Annotated in this window: 15 protein-coding genes and 2 pseudogenes; 5 read left to right on the forward strand and 12 right to left on the reverse strand. The window is 64.2% G+C overall.

The window, feature by feature from the left end; all coding sequences use genetic code 11:
* Positions 1-6: 6 nt before the first annotated feature.
* Both C265_RS22730 and C265_RS22735 read left to right on the forward strand, forming a co-directional pair.
* Positions 7-201: pseudogene (locus tag C265_RS22730) on the forward strand (phosphate acetyltransferase); the annotation flags it as partial.
* 47 nt (positions 202-248) lie between these two features.
* Positions 249-1,014: pseudogene (locus C265_RS22735) on the forward strand (hypothetical protein).
* A gap of 1 nt (position 1,015) precedes the next feature.
* On the opposite strand, the gene C265_RS22740 reads toward C265_RS22735, so the two are convergent.
* A complete protein-coding gene (locus C265_RS22740; protein WP_010811527.1) occupies positions 1,016-1,837 on the reverse strand; it encodes a tyrosine-protein phosphatase in 822 nt (273 codons plus the stop codon).
* Between the two features lie 50 nt (positions 1,838-1,887).
* Positions 1,888-2,133 carry a hypothetical protein gene (locus tag C265_RS22745; RefSeq protein WP_010811526.1) on the reverse strand — a complete coding sequence of 82 codons (246 nt, stop codon included), beginning with the start codon at positions 2,131-2,133 and terminating at the stop codon, positions 1,888-1,890.
* 436 nt (positions 2,134-2,569) lie between these two features.
* Between C265_RS22745 and C265_RS22750 the strand changes: the two genes are divergently transcribed.
* The 3 genes from C265_RS22750 to C265_RS22760 are packed head-to-tail and all read left to right on the forward strand — an operon-like array spanning position 2,570 to position 5,910.
* Entirely contained in the window at positions 2,570-4,093 is a 1,524-nt protein-coding gene (locus tag C265_RS22750; RefSeq protein WP_081645151.1) for a DASS family sodium-coupled anion symporter, read from the forward strand.
* A gap of 13 nt (positions 4,094-4,106) precedes the next feature.
* Positions 4,107-5,156, forward strand: coding sequence for an Ldh family oxidoreductase (locus tag C265_RS22755; RefSeq protein WP_010811524.1), 1,050 nt, complete (start codon positions 4,107-4,109; stop codon positions 5,154-5,156).
* A gap of 58 nt (positions 5,157-5,214) precedes the next feature.
* On the forward strand, positions 5,215-5,910 hold the full coding sequence (locus C265_RS22760; protein WP_010811523.1) for a transglycosylase domain-containing protein: 696 nt from the start codon (positions 5,215-5,217) through the stop codon (positions 5,908-5,910).
* A gap of 46 nt (positions 5,911-5,956) precedes the next feature.
* Here the strand turns inward: C265_RS22760 and C265_RS31065 are convergent, their stop codons facing one another.
* The 10 genes from C265_RS31065 to C265_RS22810 all read right to left on the reverse strand — a co-directional run.
* Complete coding sequence (locus C265_RS31065; protein ID WP_010811522.1) at positions 5,957-6,676, reverse strand: TagF domain-containing protein; 720 nt, start codon at positions 6,674-6,676, stop codon at positions 5,957-5,959.
* Positions 6,673-10,494: a type VI secretion system membrane subunit TssM gene (tssM, locus tag C265_RS22770; RefSeq protein ID WP_010811521.1), complete on the reverse strand. Its 3,822-nt coding sequence runs from the start codon at positions 10,492-10,494 to the stop codon at positions 6,673-6,675. The genes C265_RS31065 and tssM overlap by 4 nt, the downstream gene beginning before the upstream one ends.
* A 12-nt stretch (positions 10,495-10,506) precedes the next feature.
* Complete coding sequence (tssL, locus tag C265_RS22775; RefSeq protein WP_052181666.1) at positions 10,507-11,784, reverse strand: type VI secretion system protein TssL, long form; 1,278 nt, start codon at positions 11,782-11,784, stop codon at positions 10,507-10,509.
* Positions 11,781-13,124 (reverse strand): type VI secretion system baseplate subunit TssK, encoded by a 1,344-nt coding sequence (tssK, locus tag C265_RS22780; protein ID WP_010811519.1) that lies wholly within the window; start codon positions 13,122-13,124, stop codon positions 11,781-11,783. The genes tssL and tssK overlap by 4 nt, the downstream gene beginning before the upstream one ends.
* A gap of 4 nt (positions 13,125-13,128) precedes the next feature.
* A complete protein-coding gene (gene tssJ / locus C265_RS22785) occupies positions 13,129-13,635 on the reverse strand; it encodes a type VI secretion system lipoprotein TssJ (protein ID WP_010811518.1) in 507 nt (168 codons plus the stop codon).
* A 29-nt stretch (positions 13,636-13,664) separates the two neighbouring features.
* Entirely contained in the window at positions 13,665-13,925 is a 261-nt protein-coding gene (locus tag C265_RS31785) for a PAAR domain-containing protein (protein WP_010811517.1), read from the reverse strand.
* 145 nt (positions 13,926-14,070) lie between these two features.
* On the reverse strand, positions 14,071-15,531 hold the full coding sequence (locus tag C265_RS22795) for a hypothetical protein (RefSeq protein ID WP_081645153.1): 1,461 nt from the start codon (positions 15,529-15,531) through the stop codon (positions 14,071-14,073).
* Between the two features lie 117 nt (positions 15,532-15,648).
* Positions 15,649-17,109, reverse strand: a complete 1,461-nt coding sequence (locus C265_RS22800; RefSeq protein WP_037025108.1) for a hypothetical protein — start codon at positions 17,107-17,109, stop codon at positions 15,649-15,651.
* A 91-nt stretch (positions 17,110-17,200) separates the two neighbouring features.
* Complete coding sequence (locus C265_RS22805; protein WP_010811514.1) at positions 17,201-19,543, reverse strand: alpha/beta fold hydrolase; 2,343 nt, start codon at positions 19,541-19,543, stop codon at positions 17,201-17,203.
* Positions 19,544-19,576: 33 nt separating this feature from the next.
* The coding region (locus C265_RS22810; RefSeq protein ID WP_010811513.1) for a type VI secretion system Vgr family protein at positions 19,577-21,955 on the reverse strand (2,379 nt) is incomplete at its 5' end.

Here is a 21,955-nt window from a genome sequence, read left to right on the forward strand (position 1 = left end):
GCAAGGGAAGCGGGCAATATGCTGGCCAAGCAGCTGACCTTCCTGGCCGGCGCCGAAGCCGCCGGCATCGTGCTGGGCGCGCGCGTTCTCATCATCCTCACCAGCCGGGCCGACAGCGTACGCGCGCGCATCGGCAGCTGCGCCATTGCCGTGCTGCTGGCCCATGCGCGCCGCAGCGCCGCAGCCGCGGCGCAGGTCTGAGCCATGCCCGTGCAGCCCTTGCGCAACCACTTGGGAGTCCATCCAGCGTGCCCGCCATCCACCCCGCCGTGCATCCCGTCATCCTCGTTGTCAACGCCGGCTCATCCAGCGTCAAGGTCTCGGTCTACGCCGTGCCCGACGCCGCGCATGGCAATGCCGACATCAACCCGGTGCTGAGCGCGCACGGCCAGATCGAGGGCATCGGCGTGGCGCCGCGCCTGACCGCGCGCATGGCCGACGGGCGCGTGGTCGCCGACGAGACCTTCCCGCAGGCCCAGGTGGCCGACCACGACGCCGCCTTCCGCCTGGTGCGGCTGGTACTGAGCGTGGGCCTGCGCGACAACCCGCCGGTGGCGATCGGCCATCGCGTGGTGCATGGCGGTGCCGACTATGCGCAGGCCGTGCGCATCGACGACGAGGTGATCGCAAAGCTGGAAGCGCTGGTGCCGCTGGCACCGCTGCACCAGCCGCACAACCTGACTGCAATCCGCGCCGCGCGCGCGGCTGGCGCTGGACTTCTATGCCTACCGCGCCGCGCAGGAGATCGGCAAGCTCGCCACCACGCTGGGCGGCCTTGACGCGCTGGTGTTCACCGCGGGCATCGGCGCCAACTCGCCGCCGGTGCGCGCACGCATCTGCGAACACCTGTCGGGGCTGTTCGGCATCGCGCTCGACGGTGGCGCCAACGGCGAGAACAGCCAGCGCGTCAGCCGCGACGACAGCCGCGTGCCGGTGCTGGTGCTGCCGACCGATGAAGAAGGGATGATTGCGCTGAACACCGCCCGCATCCTGCGCGAATGCGGGCAGCTCTGAGTCAGCCTGCCAGGTAGTGCCCGCGCAGCTGCGCGACGTCCACTTCGAGCGCGTCGCGCAGGTAGTTGTCGACGCTGCCCCAGCCCGCGTCGATGGCCCGCATCGACGCATCGAGATAGCTGGCGCGGACTTCCAGCAGCGGCGTCATCACCGCGGGGGCCACGCCAAGCCCGGCCATGCGCGCCAGCGCAGTCTGGTTGAACTGCGCATTGCGCTGGTTCGACTCCAGGTAGTTGGCCAGGATATCGTCCTGCGCCACGCCCAGCGCCGCCAGCAACAGCAGTGCGGCAAAGCCGGTGCGGTCCTTGCCGGCGGTGCAGTGGAACAGCAGCGTCTTGCCGCCTTGCGCGGTACGCATGAAGCCGGCAAAGGCCTCGCGGTAGCGCACCGGGAAGTCGCCGTAGACCTCCAGCATGAAGGCATCCATCTGTGCCGGCGTGCTGGCGCGCAGGCGCGGCATCAGCACATCCATCGCCATGCTGCCCTCCAGCACCGGCGCCGCCACCCAGTGGAAGCGCTGGCCGAAGGCGGCCTCTTCAGGCGACTTCTCGCCGGGCGAACGGAAATCCACCACCATGTCGAGCCCGAGCGTCTGCAGCCGCTCCAGGTCCGCCGCGCTGGCCAGCGCGGGGTTGCCGCTCCGGTACAGGCGCCCCTGGCGCACGCGGCGTCCGCCCGCGCCGGCCAGGCCGCCCAGGTCGCGCGCATTGCTGATGGTGTCGAATGCCAGGTCATGCCGGCCCTGCACGCTGGCCGCGGCCGGAGCCTGCGGCACGACGGCATGGGCGGACAGGCATCCTGCGCGTTGAAGCCACTTGATCATTGTTCTTTCCTGATTGTCCTTGCGATGCAGGCCGATGCTGTGCCGGCGCATCAGCGCGCGCGGTATGCCGGCACATGCCAGCGCAGGTGGCAGCCGGCGATATAGCGCCGGTCCAGCCGCGCCACCAGCTTCCACACCGTCAGCGCACTGGCATCGATATCGACCCACGCCCACGGGTGCTTCGGGTCGCCCGCTTCCACCAGTTCCACCGAACGGATCTTCGCATACCGCGCCAGCGCCTCGCGTAGTGCCGCCGCGTCCAGGCCTGCTTTCAGTCCACGTACTAAAACCTTCATGGTCGGCTCCAATTATTTCAGATCACTCCCGCTCATGCATCACCCGGCCGGGGCCATGGTGGCGCGCTTGCGCACACACACCGCCGCCAGACGTTATGTGGCGAGCTTCTCACTGGTATGACGCCTGCGGCGGCGCGGGTATCCATTGATCACACGTGGACTTGATCTTGCTCATGGCGGGCGGAAATAGCTTGGAATCGCCCTCGACAGGGCCGGCTGCCGGTCGGAAAATTCCTATCATGTCGAACGCGGCGGCCACGCCAGCAGCGAGGCCGCTCCGGGCACGCCACACACGGATGCCGTCTCGCGACCGACACCTGCCTGTCCTGCCGGCCGCGCTGTCCCAGCGCCGGCGCGCCGCACTGTCTGCCGAGAGCCGTCCGAGCCAGGTGCACCCGGGTACCGAGCAGGATCACCAACCAAAAGGATGCCGGCAATGACAGATACTTCCGCCTCCCCCCCTTCCTCCCCTTCCGCCGCGGCTGCACAGGCTGTCGTGCCGGCGCCGAAACTCACGCTGCACTGGGGCCTGTTCGCCGCCGTTGCTGCGCTGCTGGTGGTGCTGGCGATCCCGCAGCCCGAGGGGCTGACCGTCGCCGGCCAGCGCATGCTGGCGATCCTCGCCTTCGCCATCGTGGTGTGGATCACCGAGGCGGTGTCATATGAGACCAGCGCCATCATGATCACCTCGCTGATGGCGGGGCTGATCGGCTTTGCGCCGACCGTCAACGACCCCTCGGTGCAGTACGGCACCTCGAAGGCGCTCGGCATGGCGCTGGCGGGGTTCTCCAACACCGCGCTGGCACTGGTCGCCGCGGCGCTGTTCATCTCCGCGGCGATGACCGTGACCGGGCTGGACCGGCGCATCGCGCTGGTGACGCTGTCTGCCATTGGCACCAGCACGCGCCGCATCCTGATCGGCACGATCGCCGTCACCATCGCGCTGAGCCTGGTGGTGCCCAGCGCCACCGCGCGCAGTGCCTGCGTGGTGCCGATCATGATGGGCGTGATCGCCGCCTTCGGCGTCGACAAGAAGTCCAATATCGCCGCCGGCATCATGATCACGGTGGCGCAGGCCACCAGCATCTGGAACGTCGGCATCCAGACCGCCGCGGCGCAGAACCTGCTGACGGTGGGCTTCATGGACAAGCTGCTGGGCGAGCGCATCACCTGGCTGCAATGGCTGATCGCGGGCGCGCCATGGGCCATCGCAATGTCGGTGGTGCTGTATTTCCTGGTGCGCTTGCTGCTGCCCGCCGAAACCGACGCCATCCCCGGCGGCAAGGAAGCCGTGCAGCGCGAGCTGTCGGCCCTCGGCCCCATGAGCGCGCCGCAGAAGCGGCTGGCCGCGGTATCGCTGGGCCTGCTGCTGTTCTGGGCCACCGAAGGCAAGCTGCACAGCTTCGACACCGCCACCGTGACCTTCGTCGGCCTGGTGATCCTGATGATGCCGCGCATCGGCGTGATGGACTGGAAGACCATGCAGCAACGCACGCCGTGGGGCACGCTGATCGTGTTCGGCGTCGGCATCAGCCTGGGCACGGCGCTGCTGTCCACCAACGCCGGCCAGTGGCTGGGGCAGTTCGTGGTCACGCATTCCGGACTGGCGGCGCACGGCGCGCTGCCGGTGTTTGCGATCCTGTCGGCCTTCCTGATCCTGATCCACCTGGGCTTTGCCAGCGCCACCGCGCTGACCGCGGCACTGCTGCCGATCCTGATCGCGGTGCTGCAGACACTGCCCGGCGACATCAACCGCGTGGGCATGACCATGCTGCTGGGCTTTACCGTCAGCTTCGGCTTTATCCTGCCGATCAACGCGCCGCAGAACATGGTGTGCCTGGGCACGGAAACCTTCAACGGCCGCCAGTTCGCGCGCATCGGCATCCCCGTGACGATCATCGGCTACGCCATGATGCTGCTGTTCGCAGCCACCTACTGGCGCTGGCTGGGCTGGGTCTGAGGAGGTACGAACCATGAAGATCTCCCTCACCAGCGCCCGCCAGCTTGCCCGCGACATCCTCGCCGCGCAGCAGGTGCCCGCCGACATCGCTGACGACGTGGCCGAGCACCTGGTCGAATCCGACCGCTGCGGCTATATCAGCCACGGCCTGTCGATCCTGCCCAACTACCGCACCGCCCTCGACAGCCACAGCGTCAACCCGCAAGGCCGCGCCAAATGCGTGCTGGACCAGGGCACGCTGATGGTGTTCGACGGCGACGGCGGCTTCGGCCAGCACGTGGGCAAGTCCGTGATGCAAGCAGCGATCGAGCGCGTGCGCCAGCATGGCCACTGCATCGTCACGCTGCGCCGCTCGCACCATCTCGGCCGCATGGGCCACTACGGCGAGATGGCGGCCGCCGCCGGCTTTGTGCTGCTGAGCTTCACCAACGTGATCAACCGCGCGCCGGTGGTAGCGCCGTTCGGCGGCCGCGTGGCGCGGCTCACCACCAACCCGCTGTGTTTCGCCGGCCCGATGCCCAACGGGCGGCCGCCTCTGGTGGTGGACATCGCCACCAGCGCGATTGCCATCAACAAGGCCCGTGTGCTGGCCGAGAAAGGCGAGCCGGCGCCCGAAGGCAGCATCATCGGCGCCGACGGCAACCCCACCACCGACGCGTCAACCATGTTCGGCGAACACCCCGGCGCGCTGCTGCCCTTTGGCGGCCACAAGGGCTACGCACTGGGCGTTGTGGCCGAGCTGCTGGCGGGCGTGCTGTCCGGCGGCGGTACCATCCAGCCAGACAATCCGCGCGGCGGCGTGGCCACCAACAACCTGTTCGCGGTGCTGCTCAATCCCGCGCTGGACCTGGGCCTGGACTGGCAGAGCGCCGAGGTCGAGGCGTTCGTGCGCTACCTGCACGACACACCGCCGGCGCCGGGCGTCGACCGCGTGCAGTACCCCGGCGAGTACGAGGCCGCCAACCGGGCGCAGGCCAGCGACACGCTAAACATCAACCCGGCCATCTGGCGCAATCTTGAGCGCCTGGCGCAGTCGCTCAACGTGGCCGTCCCCACGGCCTGAAGATGCCGCCTGCGGCGGGACTCGCACCCTGCCGCACACGGCTGGCACAATACGTGCCATGAAAAGACTCTGGTCCGCCTTCATCAAGCTGCTGGTGCTCGCCGTGATCGGCGGCGCGCTGCTGGCTGCCATCGCCATCCTGGCCGCCAACCGGCAGCTGCCGTCGCTCGACGCCCTCACCGCCTTCCGCCATACGCCCGACTACGTGCCCATCGGCAAGATCCCGCGCGAGCTGACCGGCGCCGTGGTGGCGATCGAGGATGAGCGCTTCTACGTGCATGACGGCATCGACTACATCGGCGTCGTCCGTGCCGGCGTTGCCAACCTGTCGGACGAGCTGTCGCAGGGGGCATCGACCATCACCATGCAGGTGGCACGCAATTTCTACCTGTCGCGGGACAAGACCTATACCCGCAAGCTGTACGAGGTGCTGCTTTCATACCGGATTGAAAAGGCGCTGACCAAGGACGAGATCCTGGAGTTGTACATGAACAAGATCTACCTGGGCCAGGGGGCGTACGGCTTTGCCGATGCGGCGCGGACTTACTTTGGCAAGCGGCTGGATCAGTTGACGCTGGCTGAGTGCGCGATGCTTGCCGGGCTCCCCAAGGCGCCGTCGGCTAATAATCCGGTGGCGAATCCGAGGCGGGCGCGGCAGCGGCAGGTTTATATCCTGCAGCGGATGCTGGAGCTTGGACGGATCTCGCGAGGAGAGTATGACGGGGCATTGCTGGAGCCATTGAGGCTGAGGTAAGCCGTCGGTAATGGCGCTGGCAGAAAATTCCCCCCTGGAGGAAGGATCAGAGTCCGGCCACGATTCGGCGAATGGAAGCAACGCCGTCAATCTCGATAGCGCAGTGGGCAGCGGACTGCCAAACGCTGCCAAGGCTGCCATCGCGCAACAGGCCCGGGGGCCAGTCGTCTCGCGTTGACTTTGGCCCGATAACGCCGTCGCCTGAAGCGCCAGGCCGGGATGCATCGGCCAGCCGCCTGAGCGAACGCTGGACACGCTCACGCCAGCCTGGCCGATGGCGGGCCCAGAGGGCATCGACCGCCGCGGCCAGGCCGGTGCGGTCCGCCGTGTGTGTGTGGCCGTGCACGATTTGCACCAAATCGGTAAGCCACTGTGCGGGCGCGGCAAGGATATGACCGGCCCATTGCGCGCTCGCGGCCTGCCAGACCACCAGCGGATAGCGGCGCCCAACCCGGTCATGCGATGCAGCCAAGACACCGAGCAGGTAGCTGCTTTCGCTGGGAAACTGCAGGCCGTGCGGGCGCAGGATGAAGAGGCATGGTTCAGACGGGCGCAAGCGGGACTGAACCGAGAGACTGGGCGGGGTGAGGTGCAGCCAATGCCGGACGCCGCCGCCCGCGGAATGCGACGCCGCCCTCGCCAGGAGTTCGCCGTCCCGATGATCGAACCAGCTCCGCCACGCCTGCACCTGGTCCAGCGGCGCATTGTGGCGGACAAAGTCTCCCAGCGCGGGCAGCTTGCCGAAAATCGACGGCGCCGTGATCACCCGGATCTCCCGGGACACTGGAAGCCCTGCAGCAGCCCGCTGGTCCAGGGGTTGGCGAGGCTGCCGGTATTGATATCGAGCTTCGCCCTGCGGCCGTCGAAGTCATATTCGGCCATGAAGTGGCTGGCGCTAGCGGAGCCGGCGAGCCTGCCCTTGGCAATCACCCGCATCAGGGCCCACGGGCCGTTGGCGGCCAGCGTCGAGGTATCCGGACGAATCCGGGGGCTGGCAGTGATCTCGGCCCCTTGCCCGCCCCGCGGTCCCGGCCAGGTCACCTTGAGCGGGATGACCGGACCGTGCACGTAACGCTGGCTCTGTCCGTCGAAGTCCATGTTCAGCTCGACGATTTCGGGATCGAGTTCGACCACCTTCAGGTCGACCTTCCAGGCCATCTTCTTCGCTCCCGGATCCCGGAAGAACACTTCCCGGATTTCCCTGGCGCGCTGGAACGGCACCAGACTCGGGCCAGCCACGGGCGGCACGTCGGGGGCGGTCAGCTTGTAGCGCCAAGGCGAGATGGTGGTATCCACGTGCGGCGCCAACACCTTCTGGAAAAAGTCGTCCAACACTCCGCCCGCGGCGAAGACGCGTGCAAAGTCTTCCGGGTCCACGTCCTGCATCGACGTCGGCGTGAACGGATACTTGCCGTCGATGGCGCCGCGGCAGCTCTCGCCGATGACGGCGTCCATCTGCGCAATCAGGATATCGCCAACACCCTTGTTGACGTCCCTGGCGCCCTGCACGACCAGGTCGGTCAGCACCGCCTTGAAGGGCGCCGGCAGCTTCGCCGCCTCCATGCGCAACTGCTCGCCTGCATCCGCGGGCGGCGGCAGGTTCCGGGTGCTCAGCGCGTTATTGGCCACTACCAGACTGGTGTAGTAAGCATTGACGATGCCGGCAATCGTATCCAGTTGCGGCTTGCCGGCGGTGTCCCGCGTGCCTGGCGCCGCCGCGTCGGCCTGGCCGGTAACCACTTCGCGCAGCGCGGCGAAGCGGCTATCGACCAGCTCGCGTTCCTGACGGGCCTCGGCACGCACGCTCAGTGCACTGGCTTTGTCGGCCTTCTTGTCCAGCGCTGACAACGCCTTCTCCGCAAGGGACTTTTCCTCGGGCTCGAGCGTGCGGCTGAGCGTCGTTTCTTGCACCGCGGCCCTGCCCAGCCGGGCAAGCGGTGAATCCGGCGCGGCAAAGTTGCGCAGGATCTCCAGGTCAAAGGCCAGGTTGCTTCCCGTCACGGTCCGGATGTCACCCAGAAACTTCTCCCAGTTCCGGGCATATTCGCTCAGGTAAAGGCGCCGGATCTCGCGCGTGAGCGGATCATTGCCCGTGAGCCGGCCGACGGCATTGTCAGCCGTTTTTTTTTGAGCGCCAGGCCCTGTTCCACGCCCCATCACCCAAATGTCGACCGCCTGCGCCCTGCCGACAAACTCCGGCAAACGGACATTGAACAGGTCGTGGTAGCCGGCATAGGTAAAAAGCCCCGGAATACCGCGCTCCAGCGGCTCGCCGCTGGCCCGGGTAAAGACCGTGCCGGCCTGGGGACCGACCGCGCGCACCAGCGTGAAATCCTGCGGTGCCTCTTCCATCATGGCCGCCTTGGCGCGGTCATACAGGCGTTCGACCGAGGTATCGCTGTCCAGGAAATCGCGCGCCGAGCGGATCAGTGCCTCGTTCTTTGCGTAGGGCGACAAGACCGGCCGGCTGCCATCGAGCAGGCTGTCCAGATGCTCCAGCACCGCCACGCGGCCACCAAAGGCATCCGCCCCGTTGCCCGTCGCCCAGTCGCTGCGCACCCAGCTACGCACGTCGGATGCGTTGAACTTGTCCTTGTCATGCAGCATCAGGTAGACCCGCAGCGTGTCGTAGGCCTGCTTGGCGTCGCGCTGACTGACCGCCGTTGACAGCACCGCTTCGACCCGGCGCACCAGGTACGGCACCAGCAGGTTGTCCTGCAACCTGGTATGGGTCAAGGTCGCGGCGCCCAGCACCGGCACCACGCTGTACAGGCCGTAGCGCCAATCAGCAGAAGGATTGACCAGATCCAGGCCGGCGTAGGCAGGCAGGTCGCGGGCCGCTCCCAACACCTCCGGCATCGCATCAGGCTGCGGCTTCTTGTAAAACGCCGTTACCGTGGCGGCCAGCGCCTTGGCTTTCTCCTGCACCACCGCCAGATAGCTGCGATTGTCGCCAAAGCTCATATAGAGCGCTCCGGCTAGCCACAGGGAAATGACCAGCACCAGCGCATGGCCAAACAGGCGCAACAGGCGGAAGCGGAACTCCCAGCGCAGGTTCGGCTTCACCAGGTGCGCCTCGGGCACGATGATGCGCTTGAAGACGTCCTGCAGGAAGTAGCTGCGGTTGCCGGTTGACTTTTCCGCGACGGCGGCGTCCTGGGCGCCAGACTTCCCGTTGCCACGCACCCGCCGGATCACGGTGCTCGCATCCGCGACGATCGCTTCCCCGGTTTGCGCCGCACTGGTGAAATACACGCCGCGCAACATGGAATTCCGCTCGGTGTCGTCATAGCGCGAGTCAAGGAATACCTGCTCCAGCATCGCGACAAGCGGCTCCGTCACGCTCGCGAACTCGTCGCTCAGCGCGTAGAGCGCCCGGCGTCGGGCCAGATCGAACTCCTCATACAGCCGTCCGACCTGCCCGGCTTCCAGCCGCTCCACCAGCGCCCACATCTCCTCACGGCACTGCGCAACAACATCGATTGCTGGCTGTCCCCGCCGCCGCTTTCCCGCAACCGGAAAGGTGAACCCCAAAGGCTGGGCACGGCCTTCGCTGGTCAGGTACTGGCAATAGTCCGTGAAGCCGGCAAGCTGATCAACCTTGGTCACCAGCACGTAGACAGGAAACTGGATGCCCAGTTCCTCGCGCAGTTCGGCCAGGCGCGCCCGAATCCTGGCCGCTTCGATCACCCGCTCCTCTTTGGAGTGCCGAAGCAGGTCCTCCACGCTGATCGTCACCAGCGTGCCGTTGATCGGGGCGCGGGCGCGATATTTTCGCAGCAGGCCGAGGAATCCCTTCCATTCTGCCGGGTCGATCGCCGAACCCGCTTCCTGCGCCGTATAGCGGCCTGCCGTGTCGATCAGAACCGCCTCATTGGTGAACCACCAATCTGCCTGCTCGGTGCCATCCCGTGCGCGAGCCGCCGCACTCATCTGACCCGCGATAGGGAATTGCAGTCCGGCGTTCAGCAACGCCGTCGTCTTGCCGGCCCCCGGCACGCCAACCATCATGTACCAGGGCAGTTCATAGAGGTAGCGGCGGCCTTCGAACAGGCGACCGACCCGGCTGCCGCTACGCATGCCCTTGAGTTGTCGCAGGGCAGTCTGAACCGCCGTGTTCAGCCTGGCGATTTCATCCTTGGCCACAACCTCCTCGCGCTTCCCGCCAAAGTTCAGCAGGCTCTCGACAAAAGTCTTGTCCGTGCGTGCGCGCTGCCAAAGCAGGTACAACACATAGACGACGAACACGAGCACAATCGCCGCGATCAGCAGAATGCGGACTGAGCTCGACTCCAGCGGATGGCTGGCGCCAATCGCAAGCAACGGCCCCGCATGCCAGATCAGCAGACACAGCGCGGCGAGGCCTGTCGTGGAGACCGGCCAGCCAAGCAACCAGAACAGCGTCGTTGCCAGCAACAGCACCATGAGCGTGACGCGCGCGCCGATGCCCGCCAGCGGATGCATGCCACTGAACCCGAGCAGCGGCCCGATGAACCAGATAGCTGCCGCGACCATGAGCACGGCAATGAGCGCGAGCGTCTGCCGGGAGAACAGCACAGCGCCGATACGTTTCAGAAATTCCATGCCTGACCCCGATTACGGCGTTACAACGATTTCGACCCGGCGATTCCTTGCCCGGGCGGCTGGCGTCTTGTTGTCGGTAAGCGGCTCCGAATCGCCCTTGCCAATCGCTTCGAGCCGATTCTTTGCGACGCCCTTACTGGCCAGGTACTCTGTCACGGTCGCAGCACGCTCTTCCGACAGCACCTGGTTTGACGGGTACTTCGCCGTCTTGATGGGAACGTTGTCGCTGTGGCCGACCACGGTCACCTTGCCGGATACCTTGTTGATTTCTCCGGCAACCTTGTCCAGCAACGGCAGGACCTTGTCGCTGACCTCGGCGCGGCCACCGCCGAACATGTCATCCCCGCGGAACGTGACGGCACTGCGGGTCGCATCCTCCTGTACGCTGACAACCCCACGCGCAATCTCATCCTTGAGCAACTCGGCGAGGCGCAGCGCCTTGGGCGGCTCCGGCGGTGTTGCCTTGCCGATGGCGAGGATTTGCTGTTCGAGATCGTGGGTGCGGAACAAGAGTTGGTACTTGTACCAGGCAAACTGGCCAAAGACCGCCAGTGCCAGCACCGACGCCGTGACCCACACCGGCACCGTGCGCAGCAGGCTGAGGCGCCCGGCGTCCGCGCCGCGCCAGTGTGGCGACAGGTCGCGCGGCACGCTTTCGCGTGCCGCGCTGATCAGGTGCAACAACCGCTGCCGAATGGCGTCGAGCTGGCGATCGCCATCGGCGTGGCCAGCATAGCGGCCAAGGAAGCCGAGTGACAAGATGTGATAGATCACCTCGATCACGTCCATGTGCTCTGCGGCGGAGCTCGCCAGCCGCCCCAACAACTGGAACACCTTCTCGCCGCCATCGTTTTCGCCATGCAGCTGGATCAGCAAGCTGTTGTTCGCCCAGGTATGGCGCCCCCATGGCATGCCATTGGCAGCCTCATCCAACGCCGTGCACAGACAATACTGTGCAGCCAGAACGTGCTCGCGCCGAATATTGGCGCGCTCGCAGACTGCCTGAAAATCTTTCGCTTCCCCCACCAGAATTCCCTTCAGTGCAGCCGCCTGATCCTGTCGCAGCGATGTCGGCATGTCGGCCAGTGCGCGCAACAGCGGCCGCGCTGCCGCAAGCAAGGGATTGGCCTTGCGGCTGATCTCTTCCACCCGCTGCTCAACGGACTTGCGCGCGTCGTTCTGGCTGCTCTCCTCCGCTGCGGCGCGTGGGCTCGCGCGATCTCCTGCCTTGGCAGGCTGCGCTGCTTGCGAGTCCAATTGGGGATCACTCGACACAAGTGGCTTGCTCATTGCCGCACTCCCCACAGTTCCATACGCAACTCAGGAAAGGTCCCCGCTACGTGCAGCGCCAGCCCACCGTACTGCGCCACCTGGTCCCAGAGCGGGTGCTGCTGGGACAGTTCAAAGTAGACATGGCCAGCATTGAACGGGATCTGCCGTGGCGGCACCGGCAATGACTGCAGCGGAATTCCAGGAAGATGGGACCGAACCAGTTCCGCCAACCGCGCAGACGGCCCCACCTTGGTCTGGGCCGGAAACTGCTGCTGCAACAGATCCGCCGGAACCTGCGCGGTCACCGCCAGCACAAAGGTCGCGAAACGGCCGATCTCGCCCGGATCGAGCACCGCCGTTCGGATCCCATGTGACTGCTCCGTGATTTCAATCCGCTGCGCAGCGCGTTCCAGCACCACATTGAGCAGGAAGCGCAGGTCGTCAACCAATGGCTTCAGGCAAAGATGCGGAGCATCGTGCCGATAAGCCGCATGCTCAGCCGGCCGACGGGTCTGGGTGCGCACGAACGTCGACAGTTCCCCCGACAATGCCGCCAGGTGCAGGTACAACACCTCTGGCGACGCGGCCTTGGCCTTCAGCAGGTGGGTCAGAATCGGCTCGTACCGGTTCAGCAATTGGAGGATCAGGTATTCCGATACTTCGGCAGCATCCCCGCCCCGCATAGTGGCAGCAGACAGGCGCTCGGCCATCGCATCGGCCCTGAGATGCAGGAGGCCGTGGATTTCGGTAAGCCATGTTTGAAGCAATGCACTGGCCGTGTAGACATTGACCGGCGGAATCAGCGCTGCATCCAGTCTGGCACTGCCATCGGCGCGGATTTCCGTCACTCTTGTCAACGGCAGGCCAAGCCAGGACTCGGAGAGTTCCTTCTCCGGCAAAAGCCGAAGACGCAAGTCTGCCAACTGCACCAGTTTTGGTCCCTGTGCGATCGAATTCGCATCCAGCAATTCCTGCTCAAAGGCACGGTATCGCGCCAGGGAATCCGTGGCATCATCGAAATTCGTTTCTTCCGCATTTGGCGTGCGGATCGGCACCGCCAGACAGATGATCTGATTCAGGTGCTCGGCCTGAAGCGCAAGCGGCGCCGGCACTGCCGTATGTGCCGGAGCGTCGAAGGGCGTACCGTCCTGGAAGATTCCAGCGGCACTGGAGACCACCAGCTTACCCAGCGAGAGCGCTTCAGCATCGATCGAGAAATGGTGAAAGCCCCAGAAGAACGGGCTGAGCGCGGCGCTACGCTTGTGCGCGTAGTGTTCCAGATAGCGCTCCTGCTGCTGAAAGAGTTGCGGGCGCAGGAACAGTCCCTCGCTCCAGACGACCTTGTTGTACCAGCTCATGGATTCAATCAGGTTTGGAAATTGTGATGGTCTGCTGGTCCAACGAGACTTGCAGCTTGACCTTGCGTGCCGGAATTGCCATGCGGTACCACGCAGCGTCCGGCGCCGGTGGCAGTTTGTAGACAGATCTCCAGGTGGCTTTGCCAAGCTCCCTGTACCCGACCAGAATGCCGATGGCTTGCGTGTCCGGATTGAGCTTGCGCTCGATGTCGCGCGACTCGCCGGGCCGGAGGATGAACTCGTCTCGTGCCAGCAGATCCTGCGTCAGCAGCGTCTTGTCCGACTTCTCCAGCGAGTAGTAGTCCGCATTCTCAAACGCGCTGTCGGTCTTGAGTTCGTAGACCCGAACCAGGACCGGAGAGGGCCTGCCCTTGTCGTCAGGGTTGACGGTATCTTTGGCGGATACAGCCAGATCCAGCTTCATCTGCTCGCGCTGGGCCGGTGCTGTGGAGCAGGCCGAGCCGAGGACCGATACTGCGAATAGACCAAGCAGCGACACGGTTCTCGCCATCCTGTGCCGTATCAAGAGAGCCTTGCGAGTCATGAGCCCACCCGCGCCGACACCGAGCCAATCAGTACCGCGCCGCAATCCGTCATATCACCGCTGACCGCACCTGGCACGCCATCGACCTTGTACAGGCCTCTTACCTGCGAAATGCGGCTTATCCCATGCAAGGGACAACTGACTGCATCCCCCTGACGTGCGATAGGGCGACCGTTGATCTTGCGGTTGGGCGAGCCTGCCAGCACGACGCCACCATGCGTGTGACCATCGCCAACGACAACAATGGAATCTGCCATCGATATATCTGCTCCCAGGTAAATGGCGTACATACTGCAATGGGCCGGTGCAACTCTTCCGATGAGCGAGCCAGCAGGAGCGCCCCGACGAAATCCTCGTTGGTGGCAAAGCGTGTTCATCCAATTGACCATTGTTCTCATCCCCTCAACGCCGGTCCGTCTGCTTGCCGAACCACGGGTAGTAGGCAGTTGTCCTGCCCCGCGCCCGCGGCCATTCTTTGGGCGGTTCGCGCCTGGTCCAGCCTGGCGGCGGCGCCACCAGCACCGTCCACGCATCGTTGGGATCCGCCACGCTGGTCACGACTGCGCTATGCCCGGTCTGGTCCGCATACGCGACCGCATAGGCAATGTTCAGTCCCGCGCTGGCCGCGCGGGCCGGGCCCACCATATGTTCCGAGACGCTGCGGAAATCTTTCAACTGGTCAAGCTCCGGCCACTGCTGGTGCACCGCCGCACGCAGCGGGGCGAGCGCCGTATTCGCATTGGGCGCGCGCCGATCCATGTCGTGGTAGACCCGGTCGACCGAATGGGCCTGCGGTGCTTGCGCTTGCACGGCTTGCAGCAGGCCCTGCCACGCGCCACCAGGGGCAGCTGACTTCGCTCTGATGCCGCCCTCGTGCTGCTGCGGGGTGTACAGTGCCGCCAGCGGCGCATAGCCCCAGTCCGCGCTGGGATGTCCCAGGATCAGCAGCACCGAATTTTCGTTGGTCTGCTCGCCTTTCGGGTAGTTGGGCGCGTCCATGGTGTACACCCACACCGTCTTCTTCGGGTTGGCGTTCAGGTAGGCAATCGCCGCCTGCAGGTCATAGAAGCCCACGGTTTCCTCGCCCGCCATCACCGTGACATTGGCCAGCTTTGGTTCGGGGAAGATCTTCAGGCTCATCGCCTCGGCCGCGCTATAGATCTCCATGGAGAACAGCCGGCGCGCCGCGTTAAGCGTGAAGGTTGGCAGGCCGATTACCATGTCCGAGTCATAAGGGAGTCCCCTTCTGGGCTGACCGTCATAACCGGCATAGTTCTTCACAAAATAGTCCGCCATACGCTCATCGGCATGCTCTTCGTTCTCTGCCAGAATCGACGGTGCCGGCATTCCCCAATCGATCTGCTCTGCCAATCGGTCCCGGCCATTCATGTATCGATTGGACTCCTTGATATAGGTGGGTGTATTGATCCACGCCTGCGACATGCCGGCAAATACTCGGATGTCGGCAAAGTCCGGCCGTCGCGTGCCGTTCCGGATCGAGTAGAAGTAATTCGCGTTGACCGCCGTGTGGTAGCCCAGTGGATAGAGCGGCTCACGGATCAGGGCATCAAGGGCTTTCCAATAGACCGGATTGGGATTGTCATTCTTCCAGACCGGGTTGACCCCGCGGACGAGCAATCCCGGCGCGTCACCGAGCTTCAGATGCGGGCTGTCCGTATCAGAGGGGTTGCGGTCCGCCATTCCCTGCGCCCACAACAGGTTCCAATGGGTCGGGTAGTCCTTCCACATCAGCGGATTCATCCACTGCACCCCAAGTACATACGCTGCCGGCGCGTTGGGGCCGCTCGCGAGTGTGCGCGCAGCAAGTGGATACGGCGACGGATCTCGGTGATAGTTGGACATGGGCTTTCCCGATGAACAGGCCGACAGGAGCGCCGCGACGGTGGCGCCCACCATGACGGCAATCGCGCGCCGTACGGCTACCTTGTTCATGCGAGTGGCCATGGTTCTTTCATCCCCTCAACGCCCATCCGTCTGCTTGCCGAACCACGGGTAGTAGGCAGTTGTCCTGCCCCGCGCCCGCGGCCATTCCTTGGGAGGTTCGCGCCTGGTCCAGCCTGGCGGTGGCGCCACCAGCACCGTCCACGCATCGTTGGGATCCACCACGCTGGTCACGACTGCGCTATGCCCGGTCTGGTCCGCATACGCCACCGCATAGGCAATGTTCAGCCCCGCGCTGGCCGCGCGGGCCGGGCCCACCATATGTTCCGAGACGCTGCGGAAGTCTTTCAACTGGTCCAGGTCCGGCCACTGCTGGTGCACCGCCGCACGCAGGGGCGCAAGCACTGTGGTCACATTGGGCGCGCGCCGGTCCATGTCGTGGTAGACGCGGTCGACCGGATGCTCCTGCGGCACTTGCGCTTGCACGGCTTGCAGCAGGCCCTGCCACGCGCCACCAGGGGTAGCTGACTTCGCTCCGATGCCGCCCTCGTGCTGCTGCGGGGTGTACAGCGCCGCCAGCGGCGCATAGCCCCAATCCGCGCTGGGATGTCCCAGGATCAGCAGCACCGAATTTTCGTTGGTCTGCTCGCCTTTCGGGTAGTTGGGCGCGTCCATGGTGTACACCCACACCGTCTTCTTCGGGTTGGCGTTCAGGTAGGCAATCGCCGCCTGCAGGTCATAGAAGCCCACGGCTTCCTCGCCCGCCATCACCGTGACATTGGCCAGCTTTGGTTCGGGGAAGATCTTCAGGCTCATCGCCTCGGCCGCGCTATAGATTTCCATAAAGAACAGCCGGCGCGCTGCGTTAAGCGTGAAGGTTGGCAGGCCGATTACCATGTCCGAGTCATAAGGGAGCCCCCTTCTGGGCTGACCGTCATAACCGGCATAGTTCTTCACAAAATAGTCCGCCATACGCTCATCGGCATGCTCTTCGTTCTCTGCCAGAATCGACGGTGCCGGCATTCCCCAATCGATCTGCTCTGCCAATCGGTCCCGGCCATTCATGTATCGATTGGACTCCTTGATATAGGTGGGTGTATTGATCCATGTCTGCGGCATGCCGGCGAACACTCGGATGTCGGCAAAATCCGGCCGTCGCGTGCCGTTTCGGATCGAATAGAAGTAATTCGCGCTGACTGCCGTGTAGTAGCCCAGTGGATAGAGCGGCTCATGAATCAGGTCTTCCAGCGCTTGCCAGTACACCGGATTAGGATTGTCATCCTTCCAGACCGGGTTGACCCCTTGCACGAGTAGTCCCGGCGCATCACCAAGCTTCAGATGCGGGCTGTCCGTATCGGACGGATTGCGGTCCGCCATTCCCTGCGCCCACAACAGGTTCCAATGGGTCGGGTAGTCCTTCCACATCAATGGATTCATCCATTGCACGCCCAGTACATATGCGGCTGGCGCGTTGGGACCGCTCGCGGGTGTGCGCGCAGCAAGGGGATACGGCGACGGATCTCGGTGATAGTTGGACATGGGCTTTCCCGTAGAGCAGGCCGACAGGAGCGCCACGATGGCGACTCCCGCCATGACGATGGCAAGACAGTTGATGGGTAGCGAACGTCGATTAGTGGCGCTCACCTGGCCCTCCTTGCAGGATCTGCCCACCAAAGACAAGGTCATTCTCGGTGAGCCGCTGATGCCTAGTTTCGGAAGGCGTCTGCGAAAGGCGGCTGTCCGTGCGCTCGTCGTCCATACCAAGCGATCTCGGAACATCAGCCTTGTAATCCTTTTGACTTTCCAACCGATCTCCGTTGATCCGACCGGAACCGTAGTACCAAGTCCATTCCTTCATATCCTTACGCTTGGAGTAGCGCCAGTCCGCCAGTTGCCTCAGCCACTTCATCTCCGCCTCCGGCATCATGCAGATGCCCACATCAACGTCATAGGCGAGCACCTTCTCGCAGTGCACCGGATTGGTCAGGATGGTCGAGTGGTTCGTAGCATTCAGATCCACCGCGTATTTCAGGAAATACCCGCGCTTGTCTGCATCGAACTCGCGGAATTCCGCATACTCGTCCCCCGCAAGGTCCCCGCCATCCTTCATCTGCTCAATGGCCGCCTCATAGGGATCGTCAGCCTTGCGTCGGGCAAGCTGACGCACGCTGGCATTGTGTTCATAGCGCAGCGCCGCTTCGTCGCTGTAGTCCGCCGCGCCCTGCCCCGCGCTCCGGTACTTGTCGTAGATGTCGTCGCTCCTGCCTGCCGGATTGAGCGCATCCGTGTGCGACTCGGGTCCCTGGTTGAAGATCCCTTCCACGGTCCCGGCTTTCGCGCTTTGCCCGCCGTCGTCAGGCGCCCGCTTGTCGGGGTGATACAGGTGGATGGCCCGCGGCGCGATGGCCTCCTTCACTGCCGGAGCATTGATCGGCACGGTCCAGCCGTCCGGCGGATCAGCGTTCACGGGCACATAGTTGACATGCCCGAAGGTCGTCACCCTTAGCAGGGCGAAGGTCATTTCATAGATTCCACCGAGCGCGGTCGCACCAAGCTTTTCTCCGAAGCCGCGCTGGTCGTCCTGCCATACCCGCGTCAGATGAAAGCGCAGTGGCAATGGCTTGCGGTACCAGAATGCCTTGCCATCGCCCTGGATCGGATCGACCTTCGACGGGTTACCTTTGTCGTAATAGACGAAGTTGCTTGGCTTGGCACCCACTTCGAATGGCATCTGGCCATACTTGCCCGGATTGCCCTGGGCCCACACACGCTGGAACAAGACTTCGGCATGATGCGCGAAAGCATAGGGGCGATCGCGGCGCGCCTTGGCCGACTCCAGCATGTCGTGATCGGTACCGGCCAGCACCTCCTTCGACAGGCCCAGCCACCCCATCCCCTGCACGGTGCTCACTGAAATCACTTGATCGTGGGGATTGCTATAGAGGAAGACGTGCTTGCGTGTCTGACGATCCTTGCTGTCCTTCCCGGCCGTCCAGGGAGCTTCCCCTTGCTTGGGACGCCGGGTGGGCGTCAGGGCGTTGACGCAGTCGTCGCTGGCATGATCAAAGCTGGAGGCACCGACAATCTCAAAGAAGCGATCCAGCGTCTTGCGCCGCGCGAAAACGGTGACGCGGCCCAGGTCCGTATCGGCGTTGTATTGCCCGAAGTTATCGAAGAAGTTTGGCAGGACGCTGTATGGCGGATTGGCGAGTACATAGGTGTCCGCCACGCCATCCCCGCCGAAGTCATGCTTGCCAATAAATGCCGAGGCCATGCCGACCATATTGCCCTGGCTGTGACAGACCACCGTGACCGGACACGCCTTGCCATAGGCCTCAATATGCTTGGCCCGGACTTGCGCCACCAGTGCGGCCAGACGCCGGGCGGCATGCGCGCCATAGTGGCGTGGGGGGCAGCCGTAGATCAGCCGGCTTGTCTCCGTATTCAGGTCCTGCGCCTGTAACCCGGCAAACAGGTCGGTGACCGTGCCCGTGGTCCACAGATCCGGCAGGGCAGAGCATCCGTTGGCGAAGGGACCGCCGCCCCAGGCATCCTCTTCGTCAAGCAAGATGTTTGGCCCAACCGTCGCCAGGTCCTCCTTGGCAGCTTTATAGCCCCAGCGGAATCGGATAATGGGGCTCTGGTCGCCATCGGCAACGAAGTTCGTCGCATTGACTTCCCGGGACAGGTAGCCTTTGGGTGTCAGCTCCGACAGATACTGCGCTGGCCGTAGCGCCCCCATGTCGTAAGTATCGCCCGTTTCCCCGCGCTGCTGGCGCTGATTCAAGCCTTTGCACAAGCCTTCTTCAGCGCTGGCGAACCATTCGCCGTTCGAGTTCACGCCGTGCACGAAGATGATGATGCCGGGCAGCGTCTTCAGGTCGAGCTTTCGGAGCGCCTTACTTGGAACGTGAATGTCGTCGGCGCTGGCAATCGGGTTGACCCCTTGTCTGGATACTATGGGTGCACTCATATCTGGTTCCGTGACAATCGATGCGAAGCAGACTCAGTACAGCTTGGGCGCAAATATCTTTACGCTCACCGCCTCGATCAGATCCGAAGCCGACTGCGCGGTTTCGCCAGCGGCATTGGTTACACCTTCCACCACACTGCCGTCCGCCTTGACAATCTGGTAGGGTGCATTGGGGACCGGTCGCTCGAGCTCGCCTGCCTTCAGCAGGAACTTTCGGCCCGCGTCACCCTGGCTAAACTGCGGCAACGGTCCGTTCAGGCTGGACGGCCCTACGATGTCGAAATCCGACGTATGCAGCAGGATCCCGCCAGGACCATAGATATCCACCTTGCCTCCGCCAATGCGGATGCCGGCGCCGTCCGCTGTCATCAAGCTCAGGCTCTTGCCCGCGTTCAGAACGATGTTGCCATCGGTTGCGGTCACCACTACGTTCTGTCTGGCATTCGCTTCGATGTTGGATTTCTGCGCCTGCAGAAGCAGATTGCCCTGGTGCGCAATGCCGCGCAGCTCACCGCTGTGCGCGAAGAACCCGATTCCCTGCCCCGCATTGACAACGAACTGCTGCCCTGCGGTCATTTGCTGGTTCAGCCGTGAGACGGTGTCGATATGCTTGCCGGCATACGTCGTCAATACCTCGGGCGTAGCCAGTGCCATGCCCGCCGGCGCATAGGCACCGATCAGCGGCTGACCTCCCTCACCAGGCACGTCCTTGTGGTTGTTGGCGCCAGCGTCCCACTCCCTGACGGCCCGCGTGAGTTCGGCCTGCGGGTCCGTATCGGCAGCCAGCCCTTCATGGGCATGGCCATAGTCCCCCAACGCCTTCGCCACCTCCAGCGCCGCCTCCATGCAGCGGATAAACTCGTCGCGCGACAGGTGCCCGCCCATGGCGCCTACCTGCCCTTCCGCGGTAACGAACAAGCCCTTCCCGCCGCGTATGGCACCCTGCCCATCGGTGCGCAGATCAAAACCTTCACCACGCCTGTCCTTGCGCCCGGCGTGGTCCGGCACCCCGGTCAGATAGCCCAGGTTCAGTTGCGATGCCTGGTGATCCGAGGACAGCTGCGCCTGGATCTGATCCTTCGTATCGTCCATCAGCAGGTGATTGTGGCGCCCGCCAAACAACTCCTTGCTGCGAATCCCCGACAAGGCATGCTGCCCCGGCAGCGCCCACGGCGGCAGATTGAGCTGGTTCGGCGCCCGCCCGACAATCACCGGACAGTCCGGATCGCCGTTGATGAACGCCACAATGACCTCCTGCCCGATACGCGGAATGTGCATCGCGCCGAACTGGTCGCCCGACCAGCCATTGACCACCCGAATCCACGGCGACGAGTTCTCGTCGTACTTCCCGTAGCGATCCCATTCGAATTGAATGATCACGTTGCCGTGATCGTTGCACCAGATCTCCTGGTTCTTCGGGCCGGTCACCACGGCCCGCTGCACGCCGGCCACGTATGGCTTGCCGACCGTGCGCGGCGGGCGAAAGACTTCATCAGTGGGGTGCGCTTCAAACGCAACGCGGCACGAAAACTGTTGCCCGCTGCCGGATTCGCCGCCGACATCCTCCAGCTCCAGCGTCGCACCGATCACCAGATACTCGCGGTTCATCGCCGGGTTGCCGTGATTGCTCACTAGGTAGGTGCAGCCCGCCGCCACTCCGCGCAGCGCACCCACGCCACGCGCACGCCGGCCACGCGAGCGGCGCTCCTCCATGCGGATCCTCGCCCGCATCTCGCCCACCGCCGGATCGACATAGTCGCCCGGGTACTCGTAGCGATCGAAGTCGGCGAAGCTGGTATTGCGCGGCTGGCTGTTGTCGGTGGTCAGATTCGCGCGCGGCTTGCGCGGATCGTAGTCGTTCAACGTCACCTTGCCCGTGCGCAGCCGGTTGACCGGATCGAAGCGGACCAGATGTTCCTGGTCGATCTTGAAGCCACGCGGATAGAGTGGCAGCGTGCGATAGGCCTCGCTGGGAAACGCGCGGTACGCGCCCGACTCGGCGGCCAGGATCAGCCGATGGTGTCCGCCGTCATGCTCGAAGAAGTATGTAATGCCATACTCTTCGGTCAGGCGCTGGATGAAATGTGCATCGGTCTCGCCATGCTGCACCTCCCAGGCGAGCTTTGGATACACCGAGGTGTCGAGGCGCTTCTCCACCGAGAACGGGTAGTCCGCAAGCACCTCGTCAAGAATCTCGATCACCGTCTTCTTCTGGAAAGGCTTGAAGTCCGACGTCTGCGTCGCGAGCCACAGCCAGGGACGCAGCGTGAACCGGTACAAGCGATTCTCCGCAACGCCGCCGACATGCTCAATGTCGGAGATGACGCCGGTGATCTCGCGATGCCCAGCCCCCACCCCACCCAGCAGGCCGGTGCCCATGCCATCGAGCTCGATGGTGACGGTCATCTCGCG

It is taken from the genome of Cupriavidus sp. GA3-3, assembly GCF_000389805.1.
GTDB lineage: Bacteria > Pseudomonadota > Gammaproteobacteria > Burkholderiales > Burkholderiaceae > Cupriavidus > Cupriavidus necator_D.

Excerpts from the sequence above, each read along its gene's own strand:
- C265_RS22740 (WP_010811527.1), bottom strand. The coding sequence starts at position 1,837 with ATGATCAAGTGGCTTCAACGCGCAGGATGCCTGTCCGCCCATGCCGTC.
- C265_RS22745 (WP_010811526.1), bottom strand. The coding sequence starts at position 2,133 with ATGAAGGTTTTAGTACGTGGACTGAAAGCAGGCCTGGACGCGGCGGCA.
- C265_RS22750 (WP_081645151.1), top strand. The coding sequence starts at position 2,570 with ATGACAGATACTTCCGCCTCCCCCCCTTCCTCCCCTTCCGCCGCGGCT.
- C265_RS22755 (WP_010811524.1), top strand. The coding sequence starts at position 4,107 with ATGAAGATCTCCCTCACCAGCGCCCGCCAGCTTGCCCGCGACATCCTC.
- C265_RS22760 (WP_010811523.1), top strand. The coding sequence starts at position 5,215 with ATGAAAAGACTCTGGTCCGCCTTCATCAAGCTGCTGGTGCTCGCCGTG.
- tssM (WP_010811521.1), bottom strand. The coding sequence starts at position 10,494 with ATGGAATTTCTGAAACGTATCGGCGCTGTGCTGTTCTCCCGGCAGACG.
- tssL (WP_052181666.1), bottom strand. The coding sequence starts at position 11,784 with ATGAGCAAGCCACTTGTGTCGAGTGATCCCCAATTGGACTCGCAAGCA.
- tssK (WP_010811519.1), bottom strand. The coding sequence starts at position 13,124 with ATGAGCTGGTACAACAAGGTCGTCTGGAGCGAGGGACTGTTCCTGCGC.
- tssJ (WP_010811518.1), bottom strand. The coding sequence starts at position 13,635 with ATGGCGAGAACCGTGTCGCTGCTTGGTCTATTCGCAGTATCGGTCCTC.
- C265_RS31785 (WP_010811517.1), bottom strand. The coding sequence starts at position 13,925 with ATGGCAGATTCCATTGTTGTCGTTGGCGATGGTCACACGCATGGTGGC.
- C265_RS22795 (WP_081645153.1), bottom strand. The coding sequence starts at position 15,531 with ATGTCCAACTATCACCGAGATCCGTCGCCGTATCCACTTGCTGCGCGC.
- C265_RS22800 (WP_037025108.1), bottom strand. The coding sequence starts at position 17,109 with ATGTCCAACTATCACCGAGATCCGTCGCCGTATCCCCTTGCTGCGCGC.
- C265_RS22805 (WP_010811514.1), bottom strand. The coding sequence starts at position 19,543 with ATGAGTGCACCCATAGTATCCAGACAAGGGGTCAACCCGATTGCCAGC.